Source organism: Halobacillus sp. ABH2_015, assembly GCF_056158945.1.
Window position 1 is genome coordinate 3,679,252 of the sequence record NZ_JBSWUG010000002.1, and the last position, 18,511, is coordinate 3,697,762.

The following is an 18,511-nucleotide window of genomic DNA, read 5'->3' on the forward strand; positions in this document are numbered from 1 at the left end:
ACTCATCTAGCGATGAGATCATGATGACAAGACATCTAATTGATTTATATAAACGTCTTTTCACGAAGATAGTTAAGTGAATAAGGGCGCACGGTGGATGCCTTGGTACTAGGAGCCGATGAAGGACGGGACTAACACCGATATGCTCCGGCGAGCCGTAAGCAGGCTTTGACCCGGAGATTTCCGAATGGGGAAACCCACTGTTCGTAATGGGACAGTATCCTATACTGAATACATAGGTATAGGAAGGCAGACCCGGGGAACTGAAACATCTAAGTACCCGGAGGAAGAGAAAGCAAACGCGATTTCCCAAGTAGCGGCGAGCGAAACGGAATCAGCCCAAACCAGAAAGCTTGCTTTCTGGGGTTGTAGGACACTCCTTTGGAGTTATCAAGGAGGAAGATAGACGAATCGATCTGGAAAGATCAGCCGAAGAGGGTAACAGCCCTGTAGTCGAAATCTTCCTCTCTCCGGAGTGGATCCTGAGTACGGCGGAACACGAGGAATTCCGTCGGAATCCGGGAGGACCATCTCCCAAGGCTAAATACTCCCTAGTAACCGATAGTGAACCAGTACCGTGAGGGAAAGGTGAAAAGCACCCCGGAAGGGGAGTGAAATAGAACCTGAAACCGTGTGCCTACAAGTAGTCGGAGCCCGTTAATGGGTGACGGCGTGCCTTTTGTAGAATGAACCGGCGAGTTACGACCGTATGCGAGGTTAAGCAGCAGAAGCGGAGCCGCAGCGAAAGCGAGTCTGAACAGGGCGAGTGAGTATGCGGTCGTAGACCCGAAACCGTGTGATCTACCCATGTCCAGGGTGAAGGTCAGGTAACACTGACTGGAGGCCCGAACCCACGTAAGTTGAAAATTACGGGGATGAGGTGTGGGTAGGGGTGAAATGCCAATCGAACACGGAGATAGCTGGTTCTCTCCGAAATAGCTTTAGGGCTAGCCTCAGAATAGAAAGTCATGGAGGTAGAGCACTGATTGGACGAGGGGCCCCTATCGGGTTACCGAATTCAGTCAAACTCCGAATGCCATAGACTTTGTTCTGGGAGTCAGACCGTGGGTGATAAGGTTCATGGTCGAGAGGGAAACAGCCCAGACCGCCAGCTAAGGTCCCAAAGTGTGTGTTAAGTGGAAAAGGATGTGGAGTTGCTTAGACAACCAGGATGTTGGCTTAGAAGCAGCCATCATTCAAAGAGTGCGTAATAGCTCACTGGTCGAGTGACTCTGCGCCGAAAATGTACCGGGGCTAAACACACCACCGAAGCTGCGGATTGATCTTATGATCAGTGGTAGGAGAGCGTTCTAAGTGCTGCGAAGTCAGACCGTAAGGACTGGTGGAGCGCTTAGAAGTGAGAATGCCGGTATGAGTAGCGAAAAAAGAGTGAGAATCTCTTTCACCGAATGCCTAAGGTTTCCTGAGGAAGGCTCGTCCTCTCAGGGTTAGTCGGGACCTAAGCCGAGGCCGAAAGGCGTAGGCGATGGACAACAGGTTGATATTCCTGTACCACCTCCTTTCCGTTTGAATGACGGGGGGACGCAGGAGGATAGGGAGAGCGTGCCATTGGATGTGCACGTCCAAGCAGTGAGACGGTCGGAATAGGCAAATCCGTCCGACAACGTCAAGCTGTGATGGGGAGGGAACTATAGTACCGAAGCTCCTGATTTCACACTGCCAAGAAAAGCCTCTAATGAGGAAAGAGGTGCCCGTACCGCAAACCGACACAGGTAGGCGAGGAGAGTATCCTAAGGTGAGCGGGAGAACTCTCGTTAAGGAACTCGGCAAAATGACCCCGTAACTTCGGGAGAAGGGGTGCTCCTCTGCCGAGGAGCCGCAGTGAAAAGGCCCAAGCGACTGTTTACCAAAAACACAGGTCTCTGCGAAGCCGTAAGGCGAAGTATAGGGGCTGACACCTGCCCGGTGCTGGAAGGTTAAGGGGATGCGTTAGCTTATGCGAAGCGTTGAACCGAAGCCCCAGTAAACGGCGGCCGTAACTATAACGGTCCTAAGGTAGCGAAATTCCTTGTCGGGTAAGTTCCGACCCGCACGAAAGGTGCAACGACTTGGGCACTGTCTCAACGAGAGACCCGGTGAAATTATACTATGTGTGAAGATGCACATTACCCGCGACAGGACGGAAAGACCCCGTGGAGCTTTACTGCAGCCTGATATTGAATGTTGGTACAGCTTGTACAGGATAGGTAGGAGCCTTGGAAACCGGAGCGCCAGCTTCGGTGGAGGCGCTGGTGGGATACTACCCTTGCTGTACGGACATTCTAACCCAGGACCGTAATCCGGTCCGGAGACAGTGTCAGGTGGGCAGTTTGACTGGGGCGGTCGCCTCCTAAAGAGTAACGGAGGCGCCCAAAGGTTCCCTCAGAATGGTTGGAAATCATTCGCAGAGTGTAAAGGCACAAGGGAGCTTGACTGCGAGACCTACAAGTCGAGCAGGGACGAAAGTCGGGCTTAGTGATCCGGCGGTACCGTATGGAAGGGCCGTCGCTCAACGGATAAAAGCTACCCCGGGGATAACAGGCTTATCTCCCCCAAGAGTCCACATCGACGGGGAGGTTTGGCACCTCGATGTCGGCTCATCGCATCCTGGGGCTGTAGTCGGTCCCAAGGGTTGGGCTGTTCGCCCATTAAAGCGGTACGCGAGCTGGGTTCAGAACGTCGTGAGACAGTTCGGTCCCTATCCGTCGTGGGCGTTGGAAATTTGAAAGGAGCTGTCCTTAGTACGAGAGGACCGGGATGGACACACCGCTGGTGTACCAGTTGTTCCGCCAGGAGCATCGCTGGGTAGCTACGTGTGGTCGGGATAAGTGCTGAAAGCATCTAAGCATGAAGCCCCCCTTGAGATGAGATTTCCCTCTGCTTCGAGCAGATAAGATCCCTCAGAGACGATGAGGTTGATAGGTCCGAGGTGGAAGCGTGGTGACACGTGGAGCTGACGGATACTAATGGATCGATGACTTATCTATATATACTTCGTGAATGATGTTTCATCAAAAGTTGTTTCCTTATCCAGTTTTGAGGGTTTTCAAAAAAACTTTCAAAAACACCTTGATTTTCAATGCGAGACACGGTATAATAGTTCTTGTCCTTGAAAAAAGGTAAACAAAAGATCTGGTGATGAAGGCGAAGAGGTCACACCTGTTCCCATGCCGAACACAGTAGTTAAGCTCTTCAGCGCCGATGGTAGTCGGGTTTACCCCCGTGAGAGTAGGACGTCGCCAGGTCGATACATATTGGAGGATTAGCTCAGCTGGGAGAGCACTTGCCTTACAAGCAAGGGGTCGCAGGTTCGAACCCTGCATCCTCCACCATTTACATTTAGTTAGCCGGCCTAGCTCAACTGGCAGAGCAACTGATTTGTAATCAGTAGGTTGGGGGTTCAAGTCCTCTGGCCGGCACCATGAGTTGCCTGTTGCTAACTTAAAGTTTTCGAGAGCCATTAGCTCAGCTGGTAGAGCATCTGACTTTTAATCAGAGGGTCGAAGGTTCGAATCCTTCATGGCTCACCATGTATTCTATGCGGGTGTGGTGGAATTGGCAGACACGCTAGATTTAGGATCTAGTGCTTCACGGCGTGGGGGTTCAAGTCCCTCCACCCGCATTATTAAGCGGAAGTAGTTCAGTGGTAGAACATCACCTTGCCAAGGTGGGGGTCGCGGGTTCGAATCCCGTCTTCCGCTCCATTTACTAAGCTAAGTTACTTAATGATATTATAATAAACAACACGACATATACGAAACTGCCGAGCCGGGGTGGCGGAATTGGCAGACGCACAGGACTTAAAATCCTGCGGTGGGTTTCCACCGTGCCGGTTCGAGTCCGGCCCTCGGCACCAAATATATACATGCGCCCGTAGCTCAATTGGATAGAGCGTCTGACTACGGATCAGAAGGTTAGGGGTTCGACTCCTCTCGGGCGCGCCATTATAACGGGAAGTAGCTCAGCTTGGTAGAGCACTTGGTTTGGGACCAAGGGGTCGCAGGTTCGAATCCTGTCTTCCCGACCATTCCAAATTTATAACGGGGCCTTAGCTCAGCTGGGAGAGCGCCTGCTTTGCACGCAGGAGGTCAGCGGTTCGATCCCGCTAGGCTCCACCAATTATTTTATTTGATCTTTGAAAACTGAACGAACCAACCAGTACGTCAAAACATTTCTTCTTTAATGAAGAAATTTGAAACAAGCACATTCGGTGTGCAAATGAGCAAGTCAAACTACTTTTATGGAGAGTTTGATCCTGGCTCAGGACGAACGCTGGCGGCGTGCCTAATACATGCAAGTCGAGCGCGGGAAGCGAGCGGATCCCTTCGGGGTGAAGCTCGTGGAACGAGCGGCGGACGGGTGAGTAACACGTGGGCAACCTGCCTGTAAGATCGGAATAACCCCGGGAAACCGGGGCTAATGCCGGGTAATACTTTTCTTCGCATGAAGATAAGTTGAAAGATGGCTTCTCGCTATCACTTACAGATGGGCCCGCGGCGCATTAGCTAGTTGGTGAGGTAACGGCTCACCAAGGCAACGATGCGTAGCCGACCTGAGAGGGTGATCGGCCACACTGGGACTGAGACACGGCCCAGACTCCTACGGGAGGCAGCAGTAGGGAATCTTCCGCAATGGACGAAAGTCTGACGGAGCAACGCCGCGTGAACGATGAAGGTCTTCGGATCGTAAAGTTCTGTTGTCAGGGAAGAACAAGTACCGTGCGAATAGAGCGGTACCTTGACGGTACCTGACGAGGAAGCCCCGGCTAACTACGTGCCAGCAGCCGCGGTAATACGTAGGGGGCAAGCGTTGTCCGGAATTATTGGGCGTAAAGCGCGCGCAGGCGGTTCCTTAAGTCTGATGTGAAAGCCCACGGCTCAACCGTGGAGGGTCATTGGAAACTGGGGAACTTGAGGACAGAAGAGGAGAGTGGAATTCCACGTGTAGCGGTGAAATGCGTAGATATGTGGAGGAACACCAGTGGCGAAGGCGACTCTCTGGTCTGTTTCTGACGCTGAGGTGCGAAAGCGTGGGTAGCAAACAGGATTAGATACCCTGGTAGTCCACGCCGTAAACGATGAGTGCTAGGTGTTAGGGGGCTTCCACCCCTTAGTGCTGAAGTTAACGCATTAAGCACTCCGCCTGGGGAGTACGGCCGCAAGGCTGAAACTCAAAGGAATTGACGGGGGCCCGCACAAGCGGTGGAGCATGTGGTTTAATTCGAAGCAACGCGAAGAACCTTACCAGGTCTTGACATCCTTGGATCTCCCTAGAGATAGGGATTTCCCTTCGGGGACCAAGTGACAGGTGGTGCATGGTTGTCGTCAGCTCGTGTCGTGAGATGTTGGGTTAAGTCCCGCAACGAGCGCAACCCCTAATCTTAGTTGCCAGCATTCAGTTGGGCACTCTAAGGTGACTGCCGGTGACAAACCGGAGGAAGGCGGGGATGACGTCAAATCATCATGCCCCTTATGACCTGGGCTACACACGTGCTACAATGGATGGTACAAAGGGCAGCGAAGCCGCGAGGTGTAGCAAATCCCATAAAACCATTCTCAGTTCGGATTGCAGGCTGCAACTCGCCTGCATGAAGCCGGAATCGCTAGTAATCGCGGATCAGCATGCCGCGGTGAATACGTTCCCGGGCCTTGTACACACCGCCCGTCACACCACGAGAGTTGGCAACACCCGAAGTCGGTGAGGTAACCTTTTTGGAGCCAGCCGCCGAAGGTGGGGCCAATGATTGGGGTGAAGTCGTAACAAGGTAGCCGTATCGGAAGGTGCGGCTGGATCACCTCCTTTCTAAGGATATTACGGAAACGTACTGTGTTGGTTGTTCAGTTTTGAGAGATCAAAGCATCTTTCAAATTTGTGAACCTTGAAAACTGGATAAGGAATTATGACTCATCTAGCGATGAGATCATGATGACAAGACATCTAATTGATTTATATAAACGTCTTTTCACGAAGATAGTTAAGTGAATAAGGGCGCACGGTGGATGCCTTGGTACTAGGAGCCGATGAAGGACGGGACTAACACCGATATGCTCCGGCGAGCCGTAAGCAGGCTTTGACCCGGAGATTTCCGAATGGGGAAACCCACTGTTCGTAATGGGACAGTATCCTATACTGAATACATAGGTATAGGAAGGCAGACCCGGGGAACTGAAACATCTAAGTACCCGGAGGAAGAGAAAGCAAACGCGATTTCCCAAGTAGCGGCGAGCGAAACGGAATCAGCCCAAACCAGAAAGCTTGCTTTCTGGGGTTGTAGGACACTCCTTTGGAGTTATCAAGGAGGAAGATAGACGAATCGATCTGGAAAGATCAGCCGAAGAGGGTAACAGCCCTGTAGTCGAAATCTTCCTCTCTCCGGAGTGGATCCTGAGTACGGCGGAACACGAGGAATTCCGTCGGAATCCGGGAGGACCATCTCCCAAGGCTAAATACTCCCTAGTAACCGATAGTGAACCAGTACCGTGAGGGAAAGGTGAAAAGCACCCCGGAAGGGGAGTGAAATAGAACCTGAAACCGTGTGCCTACAAGTAGTCGGAGCCCGTTAATGGGTGACGGCGTGCCTTTTGTAGAATGAACCGGCGAGTTACGACCGTATGCGAGGTTAAGCAGCAGAAGCGGAGCCGCAGCGAAAGCGAGTCTGAACAGGGCGAGTGAGTATGCGGTCGTAGACCCGAAACCGTGTGATCTACCCATGTCCAGGGTGAAGGTCAGGTAACACTGACTGGAGGCCCGAACCCACGTAAGTTGAAAATTACGGGGATGAGGTGTGGGTAGGGGTGAAATGCCAATCGAACACGGAGATAGCTGGTTCTCTCCGAAATAGCTTTAGGGCTAGCCTCAGAATAGAAAGTCATGGAGGTAGAGCACTGATTGGACGAGGGGCCCCTATCGGGTTACCGAATTCAGTCAAACTCCGAATGCCATAGACTTTGTTCTGGGAGTCAGACCGTGGGTGATAAGGTTCATGGTCGAGAGGGAAACAGCCCAGACCGCCAGCTAAGGTCCCAAAGTGTGTGTTAAGTGGAAAAGGATGTGGAGTTGCTTAGACAACCAGGATGTTGGCTTAGAAGCAGCCATCATTCAAAGAGTGCGTAATAGCTCACTGGTCGAGTGACTCTGCGCCGAAAATGTACCGGGGCTAAACACACCACCGAAGCTGCGGATTGATCTTATGATCAGTGGTAGGAGAGCGTTCTAAGTGCTGCGAAGTCAGACCGTAAGGACTGGTGGAGCGCTTAGAAGTGAGAATGCCGGTATGAGTAGCGAAAAAAGAGTGAGAATCTCTTTCACCGAATGCCTAAGGTTTCCTGAGGAAGGCTCGTCCTCTCAGGGTTAGTCGGGACCTAAGCCGAGGCCGAAAGGCGTAGGCGATGGACAACAGGTTGATATTCCTGTACCACCTCCTTTCCGTTTGAATGACGGGGGGACGCAGGAGGATAGGGAGAGCGTGCCATTGGATGTGCACGTCCAAGCAGTGAGACGGTCGGAATAGGCAAATCCGTCCGACAACGTCAAGCTGTGATGGGGAGGGAACTATAGTACCGAAGCTCCTGATTTCACACTGCCAAGAAAAGCCTCTAATGAGGAAAGAGGTGCCCGTACCGCAAACCGACACAGGTAGGCGAGGAGAGTATCCTAAGGTGAGCGGGAGAACTCTCGTTAAGGAACTCGGCAAAATGACCCCGTAACTTCGGGAGAAGGGGTGCTCCTCTGCCGAGGAGCCGCAGTGAAAAGGCCCAAGCGACTGTTTACCAAAAACACAGGTCTCTGCGAAGCCGTAAGGCGAAGTATAGGGGCTGACACCTGCCCGGTGCTGGAAGGTTAAGGGGATGCGTTAGCTTATGCGAAGCGTTGAACCGAAGCCCCAGTAAACGGCGGCCGTAACTATAACGGTCCTAAGGTAGCGAAATTCCTTGTCGGGTAAGTTCCGACCCGCACGAAAGGTGCAACGACTTGGGCACTGTCTCAACGAGAGACCCGGTGAAATTATACTATGTGTGAAGATGCACATTACCCGCGACAGGACGGAAAGACCCCGTGGAGCTTTACTGCAGCCTGATATTGAATGTTGGTACAGCTTGTACAGGATAGGTAGGAGCCTTGGAAACCGGAGCGCCAGCTTCGGTGGAGGCGCTGGTGGGATACTACCCTTGCTGTACGGACATTCTAACCCAGGACCGTAATCCGGTCCGGAGACAGTGTCAGGTGGGCAGTTTGACTGGGGCGGTCGCCTCCTAAAGAGTAACGGAGGCGCCCAAAGGTTCCCTCAGAATGGTTGGAAATCATTCGCAGAGTGTAAAGGCACAAGGGAGCTTGACTGCGAGACCTACAAGTCGAGCAGGGACGAAAGTCGGGCTTAGTGATCCGGCGGTACCGTATGGAAGGGCCGTCGCTCAACGGATAAAAGCTACCCCGGGGATAACAGGCTTATCTCCCCCAAGAGTCCACATCGACGGGGAGGTTTGGCACCTCGATGTCGGCTCATCGCATCCTGGGGCTGTAGTCGGTCCCAAGGGTTGGGCTGTTCGCCCATTAAAGCGGTACGCGAGCTGGGTTCAGAACGTCGTGAGACAGTTCGGTCCCTATCCGTCGTGGGCGTTGGAAATTTGAAAGGAGCTGTCCTTAGTACGAGAGGACCGGGATGGACACACCGCTGGTGTACCAGTTGTTCCGCCAGGAGCATCGCTGGGTAGCTACGTGTGGTCGGGATAAGTGCTGAAAGCATCTAAGCATGAAGCCCCCCTTGAGATGAGATTTCCCTCTGCTTCGAGCAGATAAGATCCCTCAGAGACGATGAGGTTGATAGGTCCGAGGTGGAAGCGTGGTGACACGTGGAGCTGACGGATACTAATGGATCGATGACTTATCTATATATACTTCGTGAATGATGTTTTAATCAATAGTTGTTTCCTTATCCAGTTTTGAGGGTTCACCTCAAACTTTATATTGATGTGGTGGTGAAGGCGAAGAGGTCACACCTGTTCCCATGCCGAACACAGCAGTTAAGCTCTTCAGCGCCGATGGTAGTCGGGTTTACCCCCGTGAGAGTAGGACGCTGCCACGTCAACCAAAAAACCAGAAGTATTTACTTCTGGTTTTTTTCTATTAAGAATATATTGTTGAATAAAGGAGGTTATCCATGAACTGGTCCTACTTTTTCCATGAAGATATACTTATGTTCATCTTTCGATTATTTTTCGCGTTACTATTAGCAGGACTCATAGGTTTTGAGAGGGAATTGAAAAATCATTCCGCTGGATTCCGGACGCATATCCTTGTAGGGGTGGGTGCCTGTATGATGATGCTCCTTTCTTTATATGGATTTCAAGCGTTCATAGAGGAATATGATCAAGTGCGCTTTGATCCCGCCCGTATTCCATCTTATGTAATCAGTGGGATCGGCTTTTTGGGAGCGGGTACGATCATCGTCAACGGCATGACCATCCGGGGGCTGACAACAGCTGCCTCTATTTGGACGGTTGCTGGCATCGGTCTCGTTGTTGGAGCGGGAATGTACGATGTTGCAACAGTAACCACACTGTTTGTGCTGATCAGTCTGATTCTTTTAAACAAAGTAGAAAAAGAGAAATTGAACGGTGGTCCTACGTACCATATTACAATAAAAAAAGATCTGCAGATTCATCAGCTGCTTTCTTTGTTTGAACAGGAGGACCTGGACATCCGCAGTTTGGATGTAACGGCTCTTGATGGCGAGCAGAAGAGAGTGACCGTTCAGATTGAAAAAAAGCCCGGCCTCGATCGTTCAAAGCTGCTGGCGGAGATTACATCTATTAATGGAGTGGAAGGCTGCGGTCATGATCGGTCATGAAATCTACACAGACATCTGTGTAGATTTTTTGTTTTAATTCAAGGTCAATCGGGGAAACATAGATGGTGTGTATCAAACAAACAAGATAGTTGCGTACGGATAAAATTTGAGTATAATAAAATTAAAGTCAAAGATAGTCAAAGTCAGAAGAAGGGGGAGGGGCGATGCGGAACATATCCGATGTCATTGAGGATTATTTAAAAGATATACTGGATCAAAGTCAAAAGCAGATCATTGAAATTAAGCGAAGCGAACTGGCAGAAAGGTTTCAGTGTGTGCCATCTCAAATCAATTATGTGATTAAGACACGTTTTACAGTGGAAAAGGGTTATATCGTAGAAAGTAAACGTGGAGGTGGAGGGTATATCCGCATCAGCCGGATCCAGCATCGCAAGGATTCTGAAATGATCGAAGATGTGATGCACCTCATTCACCCACGTGTCTCTCAGTCTCAGGCGGAGGACGTTCTTGCGCGTCTCGTAGAATTTGATGTGATTACGTTAAGAGAAGGGAAACTTCTCCAGAGTGTCATTGACCGCGATGTGCTGGCTTTTCCTCTGCCTGTCAGGGATGAAATTCGATCGCGGATTATGAAGGCGATGTTATTTACCCTTAAATACAAATGCTGACTGAAGGGAGAGATTCAGATGGAATGCCAGGAATGTCATCAGCGTCCGGCAACGGTGCATCTGACGCAGGTTGTGAATGGTCAGAAGACAGAGATTCACGTCTGTGAGCAGTGTGCAAAGGAAAGTGGCTATATGAACTATGGTGAAGAAAATTTTTCGCTGAACGATCTGCTTTCCGGTCTTTTTCATTCTGAGGGCCCTTCTCCATTTAAGGGGCAGAGTCCTCAAACGTATCCTAAAAAAGAAACTCTAAAATGTCCGAACTGCGGACTTACTTATAATGAATTTGCTAGAATCGGCAAATTTGGCTGTGCCGTCTGTTATGAAACATTTAATGATCGGCTTAACCCGATTTTAAGACGTGTACACAGCGGGAATACCCGTCATGATGGGAAGATTCCAAAGAGAGAAGGCGGAAACCTTCATCTGAAAAAAGAAATCGAAGAATATAAAATTAATCTTCGACAATTAATCGAGCAGGAAGAATTTGAAGAAGCAGCGAAATGTAGAGATAAGATACGTTCATTAGAGAACGAACTTCATCAGGATGAGGGTGGTGAAGAGTAATGTCCCTGAAGCAGTTTATCAATGAAGCCATCAGTCCATGGATGAAACAGGAGGGACCGGACAGCGATATTGTGATGAGCAGCCGCATACGCCTCGCCCGGAATTTTGCAGAACATCCTTTTCCTATCATCGCAAAGGAGGACACCTTAAGTAAGGTCCTGGCTCATTTTGAAGAAAATTTTCAGCAGACGTCTTTCCGGGACTATAAGGATTTTGAATTGGTCCGGATGCGGGACCTTCAACCTGTAGAGAAAAGGGTGCTTGTAGAAAAGCACTTGATCAGCCCTCACCTTGCTGAGCACTCAGAAAACTCAGCCTCACTGATTTCTCAAAATGAACAGGTCTCCATCATGGTTAATGAAGAAGACCATGTACGCATACAATTATATTTCCCGGGTTTTCAGCTTGATAAAGCACTGGAACAGGCGAGTCAGCTTGATGACTGGCTCGAGGAAAAAGTAGATTATGCCTTTGATGAAAACCGAGGATATCTTACGGCCTGTCCTACAAACGTAGGTACGGGGATGAGGGCTTCCGTAATGATGCACCTCCCTGCTTTATCGATGACTCAGCAGATCAACCGGATGATTCCGGCGATCAACCAGCTGGGGCTGGTGGTAAGAGGTATTTACGGGGAAGGCAGTGAAGCACTGGGGAGCATTTTTCAAATATCCAACCAGATTACTCTCGGAAAGTCGGAGGAGGACATTGTGGAAGATCTCCATAGTGTCGTGAAGCAGCTGATCGACCAGGAGAGGAAAGCAAGAAAGACGTTGATGCACCGCTCCAGTATCCGTCTGGAGGATCGGATTTTCCGGTCGTACGGGGTGTTGACAAACAGCCGCATCATCGAATCGAAAGAGGCGGCGAAATGTCTGTCCGACCTGCGGCTCGGTATCGATCTTGGTCTCATTGATCATATTCCAAGAACCATTTTGAATGAATTGGTGATTTTGACACAGCCGGGCTTCCTTCAGCAATACGCTGAAACATCGTTATCCCCTGATGAGAGGGATGTAAGGAGAGCTTCGCTTATCCGTGAGAGGCTCCAGCTTGAGCATAAAGAATAATGTTAGGAGGGAATGTCCATGATGTTTGGGCGATTTACAGAAAGAGCACAGAAAGTACTTGCTTTAGCGCAGGAAGAAGCTGTCCGTTTAGGACACAACAATATTGGAACAGAACACATTCTGCTTGGACTTGTCAGTGAAGGGGAAGGCATTGCAGCCAAAGCTTTGACGGCTTTAGGTCTGGAATCCTCTAAAATCCAGCAGGAAGTCGAGAAGTTAATCGGCAAGGGAGAGAAAGTATCCCAGACGATTCACTATACGCCGCGTGCGAAAAAGGTGATTGAGCTTTCCATGGATGAAGCACGCAAGCTTGGTCATTCCTATGTCGGAACCGAACACATTCTTCTCGGTTTGATCCGCGAGGGAGAAGGAGTTGCGGCCCGTGTATTGAACAACCTTGGTGTAAGCTTGAATAAAGCCCGTCAGCAGGTTCTTCAGCTGCTTGGGAACAATGAGTCCACCGGCGGTCAGAATCGCAGAGGCGGCGGCTCAGGAGCTCAGGCGGCGAATGCGAATACGCCGACCCTTGACTCCCTTGCCCGTGACTTAACAGCAATTGCCAAGGAAGGTAATATCGACCCGGTCATCGGCCGCAGTAAGGAAATTGAGCGCGTGATTCAAGTATTAAGCCGCCGTACGAAGAACAACCCTGTTCTTGTAGGTGAGCCTGGTGTTGGTAAGACCGCTATCGCTGAAGGTCTTGCCCAGCAGATCATGAATAACGAAGTGCCCGAAATCCTTCGTGAAAAACGCGTCATGACGCTTGATATGGGAACCGTTGTCGCTGGCACGAAATACCGCGGTGAATTTGAAGACCGTCTGAAAAAAGTGATGGAGGAAATCCGTCAGGCCGGCAATATCATTTTATTCATTGATGAGCTTCACACGCTGATCGGCGCCGGTGGTGCTGAAGGTGCCATTGATGCTTCCAACATCCTTAAACCGTCGCTTGCCCGTGGTGAGCTGCAGTGTATCGGAGCTACGACACTTGATGAGTACCGTAAGTATATTGAAAAGGATGCGGCTCTTGAGCGCCGATTCCAGCCGATTCAGGTGGATGAGCCGACGCTTGATGAGTCTGTTCAGATCCTTCAAGGACTGCGTGACCGCTATGAAGCGCACCACCGTGTAACGATTACAGATGAATCCATTGATTCTGCCGTCCGTTTTTCTGATCGTTACATCACAGACCGGTTCCTTCCCGATAAAGCGATCGATTTGATTGATGAAGCAGCATCCAAAGTGCGGCTGCGTTCCTACACGGCTCCACCGAACTTAAAAGAGCTCGAACAGAAGCTTGAGGAAGTTCGCAAGGAGAAAGATGCAGCGGTACAAAGCCAGGAATTTGAAAAGGCCGCTTCCCTGCGTGACAGCGAGCAGCGCCTTCGTGATGAACTGGAGCAGACGAAAGACGAATGGAAGGAAAAGCAGGGACAGGAAGACTCTGAGGTAACTGTTGAAGATATCGCAGCCGTCGTTTCTGTTTGGACCGGCGTTCCTGTTTCCAAGATGACGAAAGATGAAAGTGAGCGTCTGTTGAACCTTGAAGAGACGCTTCACAACCGTGTCATTGGTCAAGAAGAAGCCGTTAAGGCCATTTCCAAGGCGATCCGCCGTGCCCGTGCCGGTTTGAAAGATCCGAAGCGTCCAATCGGTTCCTTTATTTTCCTTGGACCTACAGGTGTCGGTAAAACAGAACTCGCCCGCGCCCTTGCAGAAAGCATGTTCGGCGAGGAAGATGCCATGATCCGTATTGACATGTCCGAGTACATGGAAAAACACAGCACGTCCCGTCTGGTCGGCTCTCCTCCAGGTTATGTCGGCTACGAAGAAGGCGGCCAGCTGACTGAGAAAGTGCGTAACAAGCCTTACTCCGTCGTTCTGCTGGATGAAATCGAAAAGGCGCACCCGGAAGTCTTCAACATCCTTCTCCAGGTTCTGGAAGATGGTCGTTTGACAGATTCCAAGGGCCGTGTCGTTGATTTCCGTAACACGGTGCTGATTATGACATCCAACGTTGGAGCCCAGGAGCTTAAGCAGAATAAATATGTTGGATTCTCTATGGGAGAATCGGGCCAGGATTACAAGGACATGAAGTCCAAGGTTACGGATGCATTGAAGAAAGCCTTCCGTCCTGAATTCCTGAACCGTATCGACGAGACAATCGTCTTCCATTCTCTTGAGAAGAAACATATGAAAGACATCGTTGTTCTTATGGCTGAAGAACTCAGAAAACGCCTGTTGGAACAGGAAATCGACTTTACGCTCACAGACGCAGCCATTACCTATATTGCAGATTCCGGTTTTGATCCGGAGTACGGTGCAAGACCACTGCGACGTTCCATTCAGAAAAACGTCGAGGATCTGTTGTCTGAAGAGCTTCTTAAGGAAAACATCGCTAAAGGCCAAAAAGTTAAAATTGATCTGGACGATGAAAAGAACTTCGTCGTTCATAAGCAGCAGGAGTCTTCAACAAGCTGACTGCATGAGTAAAGAATCGGAAGGTGTCTGCCTTCCGATTTTTTTCTTATTCCGGTATGATTTGAATCACAACATTTAATAAAAATGATAAGACTGTGAAACTTCCTCACAATCTTTTTCGTATACACTCATAGGAATAGAAGAGGTGATCTCTTGGCAAAAAGAAAGACAAAGTTTGTCTGCCAGGAATGTGGATATGAAACACCGAAATGGATGGGGAAATGCCCTGCGTGCCATCAATGGAACACGCTCGTGGAGGAAATGTCGGCTCCGGCTGCCAATTCCCGTCACGTTTTCCAGACCAGTTCCACTTCTGCAACGACAAAACCTGAAAAAATTACACAGATCAAATCACAGAAAGAGCCACGGCTGCCGACAGATATGCCTGAATTCAACCGCGTGCTCGGCGGTGGTATTGTAGCAGGCTCCTTAGTTTTAATCGGGGGAGACCCGGGTATCGGTAAGTCAACATTACTCCTTCAGGTTTCCGCGCAGATCGCTGATAAGGATTTTCCGGTCCTCTACATATCAGGGGAAGAATCTCCCAGGCAGACGAAGCTGAGGGCGGAACGTTTAGACATCACATCTGACGAGCTTTATGTACTGTCGGAGACGAATCTCCAGGACGTGACGAACCAGATTGAACAGATCGATCCGAAGTTCGTCGTCATTGACTCGATCCAGACGATATTCAAAGAGGATGTCACATCTGCCCCGGGGAGCGTTTCCCAGGTGAGGGAATGTACGAGTCAGCTGATGAGAATTGCCAAAAGCAAAGGTATCCCGATTTTTATTGTGGGGCATGTTACGAAAGAAGGATCCATCGCGGGGCCGCGGCTTCTGGAGCATATGGTGGATGCCGTCCTTTATTTTGAAGGAGAACGCCATCACACCTTCCGAATTTTGAGAAGTGTGAAAAACCGTTTCGGAAGCACGCACGAAATGGGTATATTCGAAATGAAGGAAAAAGGACTTGAAGAAGTGCTCAACCCTTCGGAGATCTTTCTTGAGGAGCGGTCCCAGGGGGCAGCCGGCTCAATTGTTGTTGCTTCCATGGAAGGAACGAGACCCGTGCTTGTGGAAATTCAGGCCCTCATTTCACCAACGGCCTACGGGAATCCGAGGCGTATGGCGACAGGACTTGATAACAGCCGGGTGCCGCTGCTTATGGCGGTTCTTGAGAAACGGGCCGGTCTTCTGCTCCAAAACCAGGATGCGTATGTCAAAGTCGCCGGTGGTGTCAAACTGGATGAACCGGCTATTGACCTTGGCGTGGCGATCAGCATTGCCTCAAGCTTCCGCAACCAATCGTCCAATGGGGATGATGTCGTAGTAGGGGAAGTGGGTCTGACCGGTGAAATCCGTCGTGTAGCAAGGATTGAACAGCGTGTTCAGGAAGCGGCTAAGCTTGGCTTCAAGCGGGTCATCATTCCTAAGAAGAACATGGATGGCTGGACACCGCCCTCCCAGATTGGAGTGATCGGAGTCAGCACCGTCCAGGAAGCTATGAAGGTCACATTGGGGGACACATAAATGGAATGGCACGAAATCAAGGAAAACGGAATTGGAGACATTTTGAAGCTGGTGGCTCCGGGGACACCACTTAGGGACGGCATTGACAACGTCCTCCGTGCAAATACGGGGGGCTTAATCGTCCTGGGCTATGGAGACGGTATGCGGGAACTCGTGGATGGTGGTTTTCACATCCAGTCAGACTTCACACCGGCGCACTTATATGAATTGGCCAAAATGGACGGAGCGCTCATCCTTAATGATGAAGGTACGAAAATTTTATACGCGAATGCCCAGTTGATGCCGAACCCTGATATCCTCTCCAATGAAACAGGGATGCGTCACCGGACAGCTGAGCGGGTGGCCAAGCAGACAGGTTCACTTGTGATTGCCATCTCCCAGCGGAGGAATGTCATAACGCTGTATAAAGGATCGCTCCGTTATTCCTTGAAAGACATCGGCGTCATCCTGACGAAGGCGAATCAAGCGATTCAGACATTGGAAAAGTATAAAAATGTGCTCGACCAAAGCGTCACCAACCTTGGAGCCATGGAATTCGAGAACATGGTTTCCTTTTCCGAAGTGGTCCAGGTTGTACACCGGATTGAAATGGTTCTCCGCACAAAGACAGAAATCTTAAATTATGTGAATGAGCTTGGAATTGAAGGACGTCTGATCCAGCTTCAGCTCACGGAACTGGTCTCCAACATTGAGGAAGAGGCAGAGCTTCTCATGAAGGATTACAGCCGCCGGCCTGATTACGAACCTTACTATATGTTAAAGAAGATGCAGGAAGTGTCCAATCCGGAACTTCTTTCTGATGAGCAGGTATTAAAACTACTGGGGTATTCAACCGGAACGAAGCTTTCTGATGCCGTTCATCCACGAGGCTACCGGATTCTCAGCCGGATCCCGCGTCTTCCGTTTTTAATTATTGAACACCTGGTGCAGCGGTTCAGCACCCTTGATGATCTCATCCAGGCTTCCCCCAAAGAGCTTGTCAAAGTCGATGGCGTCGGGGAAATCCGGGCAGCAAAAATCAGAGACGGACTCGACCGCATACAGGAACAACTGTTTGTAGACCGTCATATATAAGAACATTGACTTATTTAAAATAAATGTGGTATGATGAATGTTTTGCTCATTGACTAAAAATGGAAGTTGTGCTAAGTTTAAGACCATCATTCCTTTTTATATGATTAATGGTTGTGAGGTTTGGTCATACTGTGTTTGAGGAGGTGAATACAAGTGCTTAAACGTATTGTACAGTTGTTTATTGTTATTACTGGCGGAACCATCGGTTACCTCTATTTCCCTGAACTGTTTACAACCATGGGGCTTACGTGGCAGACCTGGATTCAAGCTGTCATGGGAGCTGTAATAGGAGCACTTATTTTATTTTTATTAACATTCTGGATCGTAGATTATATTGTCGATTTCATTCGATGGGTGGAGGATTCTCTTGTCCGGGCCCCTGTCGCTGATTTACTGTTCGGAAGTTTAGGTTTAATTGTTGGACTGCTGATCGCGTATTTGATTAATGTGTTTGTCCAGGATATTCAAATTCAGGTCATCAACCAGGTCGTACCGATTGCTCTTACCGTTCTGCTTGGCTACCTCGGTTTTCAGGTCGGATTCAAACGTAAAGATGAATTCTTGAATCTTGTTTCCAAAAAGGATAAAAAAGCGGACGAGGACGCGGAAAGCTCTTCCGGTACAGCGGTGGATGAGTCGTTGATTCCAAAGCAGAAGATTCTTGATACCAGTGTCATTATTGATGGTAGAATCGCAGATATCTGTGAAACTCACTTTCTGGAAGGTACGATCGTGATTCCCCAGTTTGTTCTTGAAGAACTTCAGCACATTGCTGATTCCTCTGACGGACTGAAAAGAAACCGCGGACGCAGAGGTTTGGATATTCTGAACCGGCTGCAGAAGGATCTTCCTGTTAATGTGGAGATTTATGAAGGTGACTTTGAAGAGATTCAGGAAGTGGACAGCAAGCTTGTCAAACTCGCTAAAGTCACGGACGGTATTGTCGTGACCAACGACTTCAACTTAAATAAAGTCTGTGAGTTTCAAAATGTTCAAGTGCTGAACATCAATGATCTTGCAAATGCTGTGAAGCCTGTTGTGCTCCCTGGTGAGGAAATGACCATCCAGGTGATCAAAGACGGGAAAGAACAGAATCAGGGTGTCGCTTATCTGGATGACGGAACAATGATTGTCGTTGAAGAAGGGAAGGACTTTATCGGTAAGACGATTGAAGTTGTGGTCACCAGTGTCCTTCAGACATCAGCGGGCCGCATGATTTTCGCAAAGCCTAAATCACTTGAAAAAGCCCTTTAAAAACGGTATAAACTAAATAGAGAAATACAAAAGTGATAACGCGTATGTTATCGCTT

8 protein-coding genes, 9 tRNA genes and 5 rRNA genes are annotated in these 18,511 nt (G+C 49.6%); all 22 read left to right on the forward strand.

From position 1 onward, the window contains the following. Positions 1-70 precede the first annotated feature (70 nt). The 22 genes from ACXAD6_RS18955 (at position 71) to ACXAD6_RS19060 (ending at position 18,455) form a co-directional block, all read left to right on the forward strand. Positions 71-2,987 (forward strand): 23S ribosomal RNA (locus ACXAD6_RS18955). Between the two features lie 144 nt (positions 2,988-3,131). Continuing rightward, a 5S ribosomal RNA gene (rrf, locus tag ACXAD6_RS18960) occupies positions 3,132-3,245 on the forward strand. Positions 3,246-3,256: 11 nt separating this feature from the next. After that, positions 3,257-3,332 (forward strand) — tRNA-Val (locus ACXAD6_RS18965). 14 nt (positions 3,333-3,346) lie between these two features. Further along, a tRNA-Thr gene (locus ACXAD6_RS18970) sits at positions 3,347-3,422 on the forward strand. Between the two features lie 32 nt (positions 3,423-3,454). Then, positions 3,455-3,530: transfer RNA gene (locus ACXAD6_RS18975), tRNA-Lys, on the forward strand. Between the two features lie 10 nt (positions 3,531-3,540). Then, a tRNA-Leu gene (locus ACXAD6_RS18980) sits at positions 3,541-3,622 on the forward strand. Between the two features lie 7 nt (positions 3,623-3,629). Beyond that, positions 3,630-3,704: transfer RNA gene (locus ACXAD6_RS18985), tRNA-Gly, on the forward strand. A 63-nt stretch (positions 3,705-3,767) separates the two neighbouring features. Further along, positions 3,768-3,856, forward strand: a tRNA-Leu gene (locus ACXAD6_RS18990). Between the two features lie 11 nt (positions 3,857-3,867). Next, positions 3,868-3,944 (forward strand) — tRNA-Arg (locus tag ACXAD6_RS18995). A gap of 6 nt (positions 3,945-3,950) precedes the next feature. Continuing rightward, a tRNA-Pro gene (locus ACXAD6_RS19000) sits at positions 3,951-4,027 on the forward strand. A 15-nt stretch (positions 4,028-4,042) separates the two neighbouring features. Next, positions 4,043-4,118 (forward strand) — tRNA-Ala (locus ACXAD6_RS19005). A gap of 119 nt (positions 4,119-4,237) precedes the next feature. Continuing rightward, positions 4,238-5,802, forward strand: a 16S ribosomal RNA gene (locus ACXAD6_RS19010). 170 nt (positions 5,803-5,972) lie between these two features. Next, positions 5,973-8,889, forward strand: a 23S ribosomal RNA gene (locus ACXAD6_RS19015). 79 nt (positions 8,890-8,968) lie between these two features. After that, positions 8,969-9,082 (forward strand): 5S ribosomal RNA (rrf, locus tag ACXAD6_RS19020). The 16S, 23S and 5S rRNA genes sit together here with 9 tRNA genes alongside, the layout of an rRNA operon. A gap of 75 nt (positions 9,083-9,157) precedes the next feature. After that, positions 9,158-9,847, forward strand: coding sequence for an MgtC/SapB family protein (locus ACXAD6_RS19025; protein WP_474970221.1), 690 nt, complete (start codon positions 9,158-9,160; stop codon positions 9,845-9,847). 164 nt (positions 9,848-10,011) lie between these two features. After that, positions 10,012-10,476 (forward strand): CtsR family transcriptional regulator, encoded by a 465-nt coding sequence (locus ACXAD6_RS19030; RefSeq protein ID WP_474970222.1) that lies wholly within the window; start codon positions 10,012-10,014, stop codon positions 10,474-10,476. 18 nt (positions 10,477-10,494) lie between these two features. After that, on the forward strand, positions 10,495-11,043 hold the full coding sequence (locus ACXAD6_RS19035; RefSeq protein WP_474970223.1) for a UvrB/UvrC motif-containing protein: 549 nt from the start codon (positions 10,495-10,497) through the stop codon (positions 11,041-11,043). Next, complete coding sequence (locus ACXAD6_RS19040) at positions 11,043-12,113, forward strand: protein arginine kinase (RefSeq protein WP_474970224.1); 1,071 nt, start codon at positions 11,043-11,045, stop codon at positions 12,111-12,113. Before ACXAD6_RS19035 ends, ACXAD6_RS19040 begins: the two co-directional genes overlap by 1 nt. 18 nt (positions 12,114-12,131) lie before the next feature. Further along, the gene (clpC, locus tag ACXAD6_RS19045) at positions 12,132-14,594 is read left to right on the forward strand and encodes an ATP-dependent protease ATP-binding subunit ClpC (protein WP_474970225.1); all 2,463 of its coding nucleotides are present in this window, start codon (positions 12,132-12,134) and stop codon (positions 14,592-14,594) included. Positions 14,595-14,747: 153 nt separating this feature from the next. Next, positions 14,748-16,127 carry a DNA repair protein RadA gene (gene radA / locus ACXAD6_RS19050; RefSeq protein ID WP_474970226.1) on the forward strand — a complete coding sequence of 460 codons (1,380 nt, stop codon included), beginning with the start codon at positions 14,748-14,750 and terminating at the stop codon, positions 16,125-16,127. After that, a complete protein-coding gene (gene disA, locus ACXAD6_RS19055; protein ID WP_027953448.1) occupies positions 16,128-17,201 on the forward strand; it encodes a DNA integrity scanning diadenylate cyclase DisA in 1,074 nt (357 codons plus the stop codon). Positions 17,202-17,354: 153 nt separating this feature from the next. Further along, positions 17,355-18,455, forward strand: coding sequence for a PIN/TRAM domain-containing protein (locus ACXAD6_RS19060; RefSeq protein ID WP_474970227.1), 1,101 nt, complete (start codon positions 17,355-17,357; stop codon positions 18,453-18,455). Positions 18,456-18,511 lie beyond the last annotated feature (56 nt).